At 67.2% G+C, this 10,697-nt stretch carries 10 protein-coding genes; 6 read left to right on the forward strand and 4 right to left on the reverse strand.

Features of this window, described 5'->3' with window-relative positions:
- Nucleotides 1-3 precede the first annotated feature (3 nt).
- The 5 genes from pheA (at nucleotide 4) to BDK63_RS16780 (ending at nucleotide 6,766) form a co-directional block, all read left to right on the forward strand.
- On the forward strand, nucleotides 4-1,095 hold the full coding sequence (pheA, locus tag BDK63_RS16760; protein ID WP_183334067.1) for a prephenate dehydratase: 1,092 nt from the start codon (nucleotides 4-6) through the stop codon (nucleotides 1,093-1,095).
- A 15-nt stretch (nucleotides 1,096-1,110) separates the two neighbouring features.
- The gene (locus tag BDK63_RS16765) at nucleotides 1,111-3,393 is read left to right on the forward strand and encodes a bifunctional prephenate dehydrogenase/3-phosphoshikimate 1-carboxyvinyltransferase (protein ID WP_183334069.1); all 2,283 of its coding nucleotides are present in this window, start codon (nucleotides 1,111-1,113) and stop codon (nucleotides 3,391-3,393) included.
- Entirely contained in the window at nucleotides 3,390-4,088 is a 699-nt protein-coding gene (gene cmk / locus BDK63_RS16770; protein WP_183334071.1) for a (d)CMP kinase, read from the forward strand. The genes BDK63_RS16765 and cmk overlap by 4 nt, the downstream gene beginning before the upstream one ends.
- Nucleotides 4,089-4,270: 182 nt before the next feature.
- Complete coding sequence (gene rpsA / locus BDK63_RS16775) at nucleotides 4,271-5,947, forward strand: 30S ribosomal protein S1 (protein WP_183334073.1); 1,677 nt, start codon at nucleotides 4,271-4,273, stop codon at nucleotides 5,945-5,947.
- Between the two features lie 441 nt (nucleotides 5,948-6,388).
- A complete protein-coding gene (locus BDK63_RS16780; RefSeq protein WP_183334075.1) occupies nucleotides 6,389-6,766 on the forward strand; it encodes a histone-like nucleoid-structuring protein, MvaT/MvaU family in 378 nt (125 codons plus the stop codon).
- Between the two features lie 94 nt (nucleotides 6,767-6,860).
- Here the strand turns inward: BDK63_RS16780 and BDK63_RS16785 are convergent, their stop codons facing one another.
- Complete coding sequence (locus BDK63_RS16785; protein WP_183334077.1) at nucleotides 6,861-7,685, reverse strand: helix-turn-helix domain-containing protein; 825 nt, start codon at nucleotides 7,683-7,685, stop codon at nucleotides 6,861-6,863.
- A 386-nt stretch (nucleotides 7,686-8,071) separates the two neighbouring features.
- Between BDK63_RS16785 and BDK63_RS16790 the strand changes: the two genes are divergently transcribed.
- On the forward strand, nucleotides 8,072-8,341 hold the full coding sequence (locus tag BDK63_RS16790; protein WP_183334079.1) for a hypothetical protein: 270 nt from the start codon (nucleotides 8,072-8,074) through the stop codon (nucleotides 8,339-8,341).
- 7 nt (nucleotides 8,342-8,348) lie between these two features.
- Here the strand turns inward: BDK63_RS16790 and BDK63_RS16795 are convergent, their stop codons facing one another.
- Genes BDK63_RS16795 through queC form a run of 3 tightly spaced genes read right to left on the reverse strand, consistent with a single transcriptional unit; the run spans nucleotide 8,349 to nucleotide 10,185 of the window.
- Complete coding sequence (locus tag BDK63_RS16795) at nucleotides 8,349-8,645, reverse strand: YkgJ family cysteine cluster protein (protein ID WP_246386264.1); 297 nt, start codon at nucleotides 8,643-8,645, stop codon at nucleotides 8,349-8,351.
- On the reverse strand, nucleotides 8,642-9,487 hold the full coding sequence (locus tag BDK63_RS16800; RefSeq protein WP_183334081.1) for a 6-pyruvoyl trahydropterin synthase family protein: 846 nt from the start codon (nucleotides 9,485-9,487) through the stop codon (nucleotides 8,642-8,644). The genes BDK63_RS16795 and BDK63_RS16800 overlap by 4 nt, the downstream gene beginning before the upstream one ends.
- Nucleotides 9,484-10,185, reverse strand: a complete 702-nt coding sequence (gene queC, locus BDK63_RS16805; RefSeq protein ID WP_183334083.1) for a 7-cyano-7-deazaguanine synthase QueC — start codon at nucleotides 10,183-10,185, stop codon at nucleotides 9,484-9,486. The genes BDK63_RS16800 and queC overlap by 4 nt, the downstream gene beginning before the upstream one ends.
- Between the last annotated feature and the right edge of the window lie 512 nt (nucleotides 10,186-10,697).

Raw genomic sequence — 10,697 nt, forward strand, 5'->3', positions numbered from 1 at the left:
AGCATGAGTGATACCCCCATCGATCTTGACGCGCTCCGGCAGCGCATCGACGCTCTGGATAGCGACATCCTGCGCCTGATCAACGAGCGGGCGGCCGCCGCGCAGCAGGTGGCCCAGGTCAAGACCGCCGAGGACCCCAAGGCGGTCTTCTACCGTCCCGAGCGCGAGGCCCAGGTGCTGCGCCGGATCATGGCGCTGAACAAGGGCCCGCTGGACAGCGAGGAGGTCGCCCGGCTGTTCCGCGAGATCATGTCCGCCTGCCTGGCGCTGGAGCAGCCCATCAAGGTCGCCTACCTGGGCCCTGAGGGCACCTTCACCCAGCAGGCCGCCATCAAGCACTTCGGCGAGAGCGCCATCAGCCTGCCCATGGCGGCCATCGACGAGGTGTTCCGCGAGGTGGAGGCCGGCGCCGTCAACTACGGCGTGGTGCCGGTGGAGAACTCCACCGAGGGGGTGATCAACCACACCCTGGACTCCTTCATGGACTCCGGCCTGCGCATCTGCGGCGAGGTGGTGCTGCGCATCCACCACCACCTGCTGGTGGCCGAGACCACCCGCCAGGACAAGGTCTCGCGCATCTACTCCCACCCGCAGTCCTTCGCCCAGTGCCGCAAGTGGCTCGACGCCCACTTCCCCCACGCCGAGCGGGTGCCGGTGTCGTCCAACGCGGAGGCGGCGCGGCTGGTCAAGACCGAGTGGCACAGCGCCGCCATCGCCGGCGACATGGCCGCCAAGCTCTACGACCTGACCCGCCTGGCCGAGAAGATCGAGGATCGCCCGGACAACTCCACGCGCTTCCTGATCATCGGCCACCAGGACGTGCCGATGTCCGGCGAGGACAAGACCTCCATCGTGGTGGCCATGCGCAACCAGCCCGGCGCCCTGCACGACCTGCTGGAGCCCTTCCATCGCCACCAGATCGACATGACGCGCCTGGAGACCCGGCCGTCGCGCAGCGGCGTGTGGAACTACGTCTTCTTCATCGACTTCAAGGGGCACCGCGATGAGCCCCGCGTGGCCGCGGTGCTGGAGGAGGTGCGCCTGCGCGCCGCTGAGGTGAAGGTGCTGGGCTCCTACCCGATCGGCGTGCTCTGAGACATGGCGTCAACGATGCAAGCGTCGGTCGATGAAGACCGCATCCTGATCGTCGGCCTGGGGCTGATCGGCGGCTCCCTGGCCGCGGCGCTGCGCGCTGCTGGTTTCCGGGGTGCGATCCACTCATGCGACCCCAACCCCGACGAGATCGCCCGCGGCATCGAGATGGGGCTGATCGACGGCGGCGACACCCGCCTCGAGGCGGTCATCGACGGCGCCACCCTGGTGGTGCTGGCGGTACCGGTGCTGGCCATGGAGTCGGTCATGACCCAGCTGGCATCGGTGATCCACCGTGCCGCCCCCGGGGTGGTGATCACCGACGTGGGCAGCACCAAGGCGGCCATCCGCGACGTGGCCCGTCGGGCCTTCGGCCGGGTGCCGCCCCATCTGGTGCTCGGCCACCCCATCGCCGGCTCCGAGAAGAGCGGTGTGGCGGCGGCCAACCCCGCGCTCTACGTCAACCACAAGGTGATTCTCACCCCGGAGTCCGACACCGACCCGGCGGCACTCGCCCGGGTGCGCGCGCTCTGGGCGGCCTGCGGCGCCGAGGTGCTGGAGATGGACGTGGTGCGCCACGACCAGGTGCTGGCACGCACCAGCCACCTGCCGCACCTGCTGGCCTTCTCGCTGGTGGACACCCTGGCCCGCCAGGACGAGCGGCTGGAGATCTTCCGCTACGCCGCCGGCGGCTTTCGCGACTTCACCCGCATCGCCGGCAGCGACCCGGTGATGTGGCGCGACATCTTCATCGCCAACCGCGACGCGGTGCTGGCCTCCCTGGACGACTTCGAGACCGGCGTGGGCCGGCTGCGGCGCGCCGTGGAGCGCGGCGACGGCGATGCCATGCTGGCCATCTTCGACCGGGCCAGCCATGCGCGACACTACTTCGAATCCCTGCTGAACCAGACCAGCTATCAGGCGGAATACCAGATGCAACAACACGGCAAGCTGCGCTACCGGGTCACGCCCGGCGGCGGTGTGACCGGGCGCATCCGCGTGCCCGGCGACAAGTCCATCTCCCATCGCTCCATCATGCTCGGCGCCCTGGCCGAGGGGGTCACCGAGGTGAAGGGCTTCCTGGAAGGGGAGGACAGCCTGGCGACCCTGCAGGCCTTCCGCGAGATGGGCGTGGCCATCGAGGGCCCCCACCAGGGCCGCGTCACCGTCCACGGCGTCGGCATGCACGGCCTCAAGGCGCCCTCCGGACCGCTCTACGTGGGCAATGCCGGCACCGCCATGCGCCTGTTCGCCGGGCTGCTGGCCGGCCAGGCCTTCGACACCGAGCTTACCGGCGACGCCTCCCTGACCAAGCGCCCCATGGGCCGGGTGGCCGATCCGCTGCGCCTGATGGGCGCCGAGATCGACACCGCCGAGGGCGGCCGGCCGCCGCTGCGCATCCACGGCGGCAAGCCGCTCCAGGGCATCACCTACGACATGCCCATGGCCAGCGCCCAGGTGAAGTCCTGCCTGCTGCTCGCCGGGCTCTATGCCGAGGGCGAGACCCGGGTGCGCGAGCCGGCGCCGACCCGCGACCACACCGAGCGGATGCTGGCGGGCTTCGGCTATGAGGTGCATCGCGAGGGCGACACCTGCTGGCTGCAGGGCGGTGGCAAGCTCACCGCCGCCCCCATCGACGTGCCCTCGGACATCTCCTCCGCCACCTTCTTCCTGGTGGCAGCGGCGATCACCCCGGGCTCGGACCTGGTGCTGGAGCACGTCGGCATCAACCCGACCCGCATCGGCGTGATCAACATCCTCCAGCTGATGGGTGCCGACCTGCGGCTCACCAACGAGCATGAGGTGGGCGGCGAGCCGGTGGCCGACCTGCACATCCGATACGCGCCGCTGAAGGGCATCGACATCCCGGTGGAGCAGGTGCCCCTGGCCATCGACGAGTTCCCGGCGCTGTTCATCGCCGCCGCCAATGCCGAGGGCGTGACCCGGCTGCGCGGGGCCGAGGAGCTTCGGGTCAAGGAGTCCGACCGCCTGCAGGCCATGGCCGACGGCCTGGCGACCCTCGGCGTCGAGCATACCCTGCTGCCTGACGGCATCGACATCGTCGGCGGCGGCAACCCGGAGGGCGCGAACTCTTCGTCTCCAAATTATGGCGGCGGGCGCATCGACAGCCTGGGCGACCACCGCATCGCCATGTCGTTCGCCATCGCCGCGCTGCGTGCCGGCGGCGAGATCGTCATCGACGACTGCGCCAACGTTTCCACCTCCTTCCCAGGCTTCATCGACCTGGCGCGCAGGGTCGGCCTGAGCCTTGATGAAGAGCGCGACGAGGAGGGCGCATGAGCGAGGCAGTGAACAGTGCCCCGGTGCTGACCCTGGACGGCCCCGGCGGCGCCGGCAAGGGCACCATCAGCCGCCTGGTCGCCGAGCGGCTGGGCTGGCACCTGCTGGACAGCGGCGCCCTCTATCGCCTGACCGCCCTGGCCGCCGGCAAGCACGGCGTGGCGCTGGACGACGAGGCGGGCCTGGCCCGCGTCGCGGCGACCCTCGACGTGGTGTTCGTGGCCGAGAACGAGGCCACCACGGTGCTGCTGGAAGGCGATGACGCCACCACCACCATCCGCACCGAGCAGGTGGGCGATGCCGCCTCCCGGGTGGCGGCGCTGCCGGCGGTGCGCCAGGCGCTGCTGCAGCGCCAGCGCGACTTCCGCAAGGCTCCCGGCCTGGTGGCCGATGGCCGCGACATGGGCACGGTGGTGTTCACCGACGCCCCGCTGAAGATCTTCCTCACCGCCAGCGCCGAGGAACGGGCGCGACGGCGCCACCTCCAGTTGCGGGAGGCCGGGGTGGATGCTAGTCTATCGAGTCTTCTAAAGGAGATTCAGGCGCGTGATGCCCGTGACATGCAGCGCAGCGTGGCACCGCTCAAGCCGGCCGATGACGCCATCACGCTTGATACCACGCGCTTGACGATACCGGAAGTGGTGGATCGGCTGACGGAGCTTCTGACCGAACGGGGTCTGGCCTCCGCCACCTGACACTCCCTTGCGGGGCCTCCGGCAGTATGTGATGACGTGGTTCGGCACCTTGAATTTCTGCGAGCCGAGCCAGGTCGAACCAGCGCCAACATCTCCGGGGGATGGTAAATAAGGCCCGCACTCGCTGGTGGTGCGGAGGAAGCGGCCCTGCCGCACTTTAACGTTGATCACGTAGGAACATCATGAGCGAAAGCTTTGCTGAACTGTTTGAACAGTCTCTCCAGGACATCAACATGGAGCCGGGCGCCATCGTCCAGGCTACCGTCGTCGACATCGAGGGTGACTGGGTCACCGTCAATGCCGGCCTGAAGTCCGAAGGTCAGATCCCCTCGTCGCAGTTCCGCGACGACAACGGCGAGCTGACCATCGCCATCGGCGACGAGGTCCACGTCGCTCTGGAAGCCGTCGAGGACGGTTTCGGCGAGACCCGCCTGTCCCGCGAGAAGGCCAAGCGTGCCGAAGCGTGGAAGGTGCTGGAAGCGGCCTTCGAGAAGGACGAGATCGTCAAGGGCGTGATCAACGGCAAGGTCAAGGGCGGCTTCACCGTCGACGTCGACTCCATCCGTGCCTTCCTCCCGGGTTCCCTGGTCGACGTGCGTCCGGTTCGCGACACCGCGCACCTCGAGAACAAGGAACTCGACTTCAAGGTCATCAAGCTCGACCCGAAGCGCAACAACGTGGTCGTCTCCCGCCGTGCCGTGCTCGAAGCCGAGAACAGCGCCGAGCGTGAGGCCCTGCTCGCCACCCTGCAGGAAGGCCAGCAGATCATCGGTATCGTCAAGAACCTGACCGACTACGGCGCCTTCGTCGACCTGGGCGGCGTCGATGGCCTGCTGCACATCACCGACATGGCCTGGAAGCGCATCAAGCATCCGAGCGAGATCGTGGCCGTGGGCGACGAGATCACCGTCAAGGTGCTCAAGTTCGACCGCGAGCGCAACCGCGTCTCCCTGGGCCTGAAGCAGCTGGGCGAGGATCCCTGGGTCAACATCAAGGATCGCTACCCGGAAGGCACCAAGGTGCATGCCGTCGTCACCAACCTCACCGACTACGGCTGCTTCGCCGAGCTGGAAGAGGGTGTCGAGGGCCTGGTCCACGTCTCCGAGATGGACTGGACCAACAAGAACATCCATCCCTCCAAGGTGGTTCAGGTCGGCGACGACGTGGACGTCATGGTGCTGGACATCGACGAGGAGCGTCGTCGTATCTCCCTGGGCATCAAGCAGTGCACCGCCAACCCGTGGGAAACCTTCAGCGCCCAGTACAACAAGGGCGACCGCGTGTCCGGTACCATCAAGTCGATCACCGACTTCGGTATCTTCATCGGTCTGGAAGGCGGTATCGACGGCCTGGTGCACCTGTCCGACATCTCCTGGACCGACACCGGCGAGGATGCCGTGCGTGGCTTCAAGAAGGGCGATGAGGCCGAGGCCGTGATCCTCTCCATCGATCCGGAGCGCGAGCGCATCTCACTGGGTATCAAGCAGCTGGATACCGATCCGGTCGCCGAGTACCTGGCCGTCAACGACAAGGGCACCATCGTCACCGGCCGCGTGGTCGAGGTCGATGCCAAGCAGGCCCAGGTCGAGCTGGCCACCGATGTCGTCGCCGTGCTGAAGGCGTCCGAGATCAGCGCCGACCGCGTCGAGGACGCCCGCAACGTCCTGAACGAAGGTGACAGCGTCGAGGCCCGCATCATCGGCGTCGATCGCAAGAACCGCCAGATCGCCCTGTCCATCAAGGCCAAGGACCAGGACGAGACCCGTCAGAACCTCAAGAAGCTGCGTGAAGAAGCGCCCGAGAGCGGTGGCCCGACCACCATCGGCGACCTCATCAAGCAGCAGATGGGTCAGGACTGATCGGGAAGCTTCTTTCCGACGGACCACAGACCGCCGCCCCTCGGGGCGGCGGTCTTGTTTTGTGCCTTCGCTATGCCACCGATGTAGTCTGCTACTGGTGGGAGCCCGATTTATCGGGCGATAGATATCGGCGGCGAGGTCAGTGTTGTTTTTATGGTTTGGTAACACCGCCATCGTCGAAGCGTCGAACCGCCGGGAAAGCCGGGCTCCCACCAGAATCAGAACCACCTCTGGCTCTCACAAACCATCGAGTCATGCTAATAATCCTCGAACCACGACGGCGCCCTCGATAATAGTTTAAAACTCAACCCCCAATAAACTCCCTCCCCCACTTGCCAACGATTAATGCCTTGGCCACACTGTTGCGAACAATGTCATAAACAGCGCATAATGCACGTCCCGTTGTGATTTCCAACTTGCCATCCATAAGGAAGAGAATCGATGTCCCTGCTCAGCGAATACATGCAGATGGAACAGCAGCTCAAGGATCTCCAGGCCAATCTCGACAAGCTGCAGAACGACAAGCGTCTGCAGTCTGAACTCGAGTTCAAGGCCAAGCTCGAGTCGCTGATGAAGGAGTTCGACAAGAGCGCCGCGGATGTTATCTCGCTGCTCGATCCGAAGCCCGCCACTTCCGCACCGAAGGCCGCCTCTGCCGCCGCTGGTGGCCGCCGCAAGCGCAAGCTGAAGATCTACAAGAACCCCAATACCGGTGAAGTCGTGGAGACCCGCGGCGGCAACCAGAAGACCCTCAAGTCGTGGAAGGAAGAGTACGGCAACGACACCGTCGAGTCCTGGCTGGTGCGCGTCGAGGAGTGATCGGCGCGTCCGTCTGAATATCGGACGACCTTCTGTATAAGGAGCGGCGGCGCCCATCGGGCGCCGCCGCTCTGTTATTTGGGCCGTAATCTTGTCAGGCGTCTGAAGTGTCAGGCGACAGCAGCGGAAGCTGCAGCTCCAGGCCATCCGGCCGGTGCAGCAGGCGCAGCGCCTCACCGCTGTAGTGCTCCCCCAGGGATGGCAGCACCTCGCCGAGCACCGTTTCCAGGGTGGTGGCGAGCGCGTCGACGCCCTCGACCCCCACGCAGGCGCAGCGCTCCATCGGCAGCGTGACCAGGCGCAGTGAGGGCGGCATGGCCATGGTATCGGCCTGGCGTGGCTCCACCAGCACGCCGATATCCAGGCGCGGCACCTGGCTCACGCGGGAGGCGTCATGGAGCAGGGCGATGGCCGTGGCGTCGTCGCCGATGGGATTCGGCAGGCCCTCGTCGCCGTCGAGCTGCGCCGGCCAGGTCTCCGGCGCCGCCATGGCCTCGTGGGGCTCGTAGCGGCGGGTGACCAGCGCCGTGCGCCGGGGCAGGCGTTCGACGCGCACGGCGAGATCGGGAGGGCTGGCGTCACGACGCCGGCGCCGGCCGGGCCGGTGGGCCTGGCGGTAGTCGCGGGGCGTCTGGCGAAAGCGGCGCTGGAAGGCGCGGCTGAAGGCGGAGTGGTTGCGGTAGCCGCACTGCTCGGCCACCTCGCGGATGCCCAGGGGCGTGTAGGCGAGCAGCCGGGCGGCCTTCTCGAGTCGCAGCGACTCCCGGTAGGCGCTCGGCGACATGCCGAAGCACTGGCGGAAGCGGCGCCGGATCTGGGAGCTGGAGTAGCCGAGTCGATCGGCCAGGTCCTCGATGGTCCGGTCGCTCTCCAGGCTCTCCTGCAGCCAGATCTCCGCGCGCATCATCTCGTTGAACATCGACCGGCCCCTTCCCTGTGTCACCTGTGCCGAGCCGGAAAGAGAGGTCGGGTTTCCCGTACTCCCACGCGCCTGGCGGCTCGGTGTTGTTACTCGTGGGTAACAACGGTTATCCGTTCACTATCTTTATGCGCGTCTTGAGGGTGCAAAGGCAAGTTTGGAATACTTCAATGCGCGAACGGGCATAATGCGAGTCGCCGGCCCCGGCGCCAGGCGGATCCTGCCGGGGCGAAACCCTTCGCCGAGGGCGGCAATGGCGGTATACTCGTTCGTCTCGAACATCCTGCATCCCGTCCCCGTGTCGGCCGTTTTTTCAAGAACTGACCGCCTCGGCCGACCCTCTGAACTTCTGGTAGCGAATGAAACAGCAGACCACGCGAAAACCGATGGATGAGCGCGAGAAGTTGCGCAAGTTCCGCGAACTCGACGACGCCTTTGCCGAGGCACTGCGTGAACTCGAGGATCCCGACAGCCAGCTCGAGATTCCCACCGGTCCCCCGGTGCGTCCCCTGGAAGAGCAGGAAGAAGATGACGAGGCGGCGCGTCAGCAGCGCTTCGAGGAGCGCCTTCGCGCGCTGATGACCGAATATCACCAGCCCGCCGACAGCGTCCAGCACCTGCTGGAGACGCTGCGCGAGATGGGCCGCATCGCCTAGGTTATTATCAGCCGGTAGCCAGCTCCAGCGCCGAGATACGCTCCAGCGCCTGCTGGCGGTTCTCCCCGCACAGCTCGGCATCGAAGGTAAAGCGCTCGCAGAGGGCCGGGCGGCGCGGGTCGCCGAACAGCCGGCAGAGATTGTGCTCATCCAGCTGCGCGCAGCGAACCCCGGCGGGCTTGCCGTCGGGCATGCCGGGAATCGGCGAGCGGATCGAGGGGGCGATGCAGCAGGCCCCGCAGCCCGGCCGGCAGCCCGCGTTGCCTTCCATCTCCCCGACAGGCGAGCCTTCCCCGGCCGTCATGGCGAGGCCTGGGCGATGGCGCCCTTGTCGATCCCCTCGAAGGCCTGCACCCGGGTGTCGCGCCCCGTCTCCCGGGCGATCTGCCGGGCCAGCCAGTCGGCGATCCACTCCACCGTGGTAGGCGTGGGCAGCACGGCACAGCGCTCCCGGGGCAGGCGCAGGAAGAACTGCCCCTGCTCCGAGCGGTAGCGGGTGGTCAGCAGCTGCTTCCAGGCCGGCTCGTCGTCGGCGACGATGTCGGCCTCGTCGACCAGGTAGCGATCCGCCAGCCAGTCGGCCCACTGCCGCTCCAGGCCCGGCACGCGATGCCCCAGCTGCCAGATATGCAGCCGCGAGCGGTGGCCATGGGCGATGCGCTGGCAGTTGCCGGCGTGGCGCCTCAGCCCGTGGCTGTAGGTGTAGGCGGCCCCGTCGATCTCCTCCTCCCGCAGGCGCAGGCGAATGTCGCTGACCCGCGGCGGCGGCCGGCGCATCAGCTCCGCCGCCAGGTGGTCGGCCAGGCGCTCGGCGCGGATCTCCCGCCAGGGGAGCAGGGTCAGCGCCTGGCGCGGTGCCCGCAGCTCCATGGCCCAGGGCAGGGTGGTGCGCACGCAGAGCCCCTCGCGGCAGTCGTGGAGCTCCAGCCCCGGCGCGCGGGTGGGCACCAGCAGGGTGTGGTCGGCGCCGGCATCCAGGCGCTGCTTGATCCACGGCTTCACCTCGCCGAAGTCGAACAGCATGCCGTCCTCGCCGAGCTCCCCGTCGAGTTCCACGTCCACGTGCCAGCTGGCCCCGACCAGGCCGCGGGTGGGGCACCACCAGGAGACGTCGAGCTGGGTCAGGCGGTTGAGGAAAAGCGTCATCGAATGCCCCCTTCGGCGTAGGCCATGGGGTCGACGGTGCCGTTGGCGGCGAAGGCCGCCAGCCGCTCGCGGCAGCTGCCGCAGCGCCCGCAGGCCAGCTTGCCTCCCTCATAGCAGGTCCAGGTGTCGGCGTAGTCGAGCCTCATGGCCAGGCCATCGGCGAGGATCTCCGCCTTGCTGGCCCGCAGGTAGGGGGCGTGGATTGCCACCGCCTCGAAGTTGGCGATGCCGGCCACGGCGTTCATCGCCTCGACGAACTTGGGGCGGCAGTCGGGGTAGAGCACATGGTCGCCGCCGTGGGCGCCATAGTCGACCCGGCCGGCACCGATGTTCACCGCCTTGGCGATGGCCAGCGACAGCAGGATCATGTTGCGGTTGGGCACCACCGTGGCGGCGAGGTTGTCCTCGGCGTAGTCGCCCTCGGGCAGCGCTCGGCCGGCATCGGTCAGCGCGGAGTTGTCGATCAGCCCGTGGATGGCGCGGATGTCCACCACCTGGTGGGGCACGCCGAGCCCGCGGCAGACACGCGCCGCCACCTCCAGCTCGCGGGCGTGGCGCTGGCCATAGTCGAAGGAGAGGGCGTGGACGTCGAGCCCCTCGCGCAGGGCGCGGTGCAGCACGGTGTAGGAGTCCATGCCGCCGGAGTAGATCACCACGGTGGCGCGGCTCGCCGCCGTGGGGGAAGCAGAAAGGATCATGAGTCGGCTCTGGTCGGAGAATTTGTCGGGCCGCCAGCGCGGCAATCCGGGGTCCGGTCCGGAAGTGCCGCATTTTACGGGACAAGAGGATGGAGTGCTAATGTGCCGGCCGACTGATGTGTTGGTACTGTTGGTTTACGCAACTGACCACTGGTAACTCCGCCAATCGCCCGATAAATCGGGCTCCCACCAGTAGGGGCCTGTCTCACTGGCCTTGAAGGGTTGGCAACCTGTCGCAGGCTGGTGGGAGCCCGGCTCCGCCGGGCGATTGAGGTGTTGGTACTGTTGGTTTACGAAACTGACCACTGGTAACTCCGCCAATCGCCCGATAAATCGGGCTCCCACCAGTAGGGGCCTGTCTCACTGGCCTTGAAGGGTAGGCAACCTGTCGCAGGCTGGTGGGAGCCCGGCTCCGCCGTGTCAAGCGACATCAGAAAGTGACCCCCTGGCGACAGTGAAATCTGACCCCCTTACCCTCTGACGACCTGCTTTTGATGATGGATGGAATCGGG

The sequence above is a fragment of the Halomonas campaniensis genome (assembly GCF_014193375.1).
Taxonomy (GTDB): Bacteria; Pseudomonadota; Gammaproteobacteria; order Pseudomonadales; family Halomonadaceae; genus Halomonas; species Halomonas campaniensis.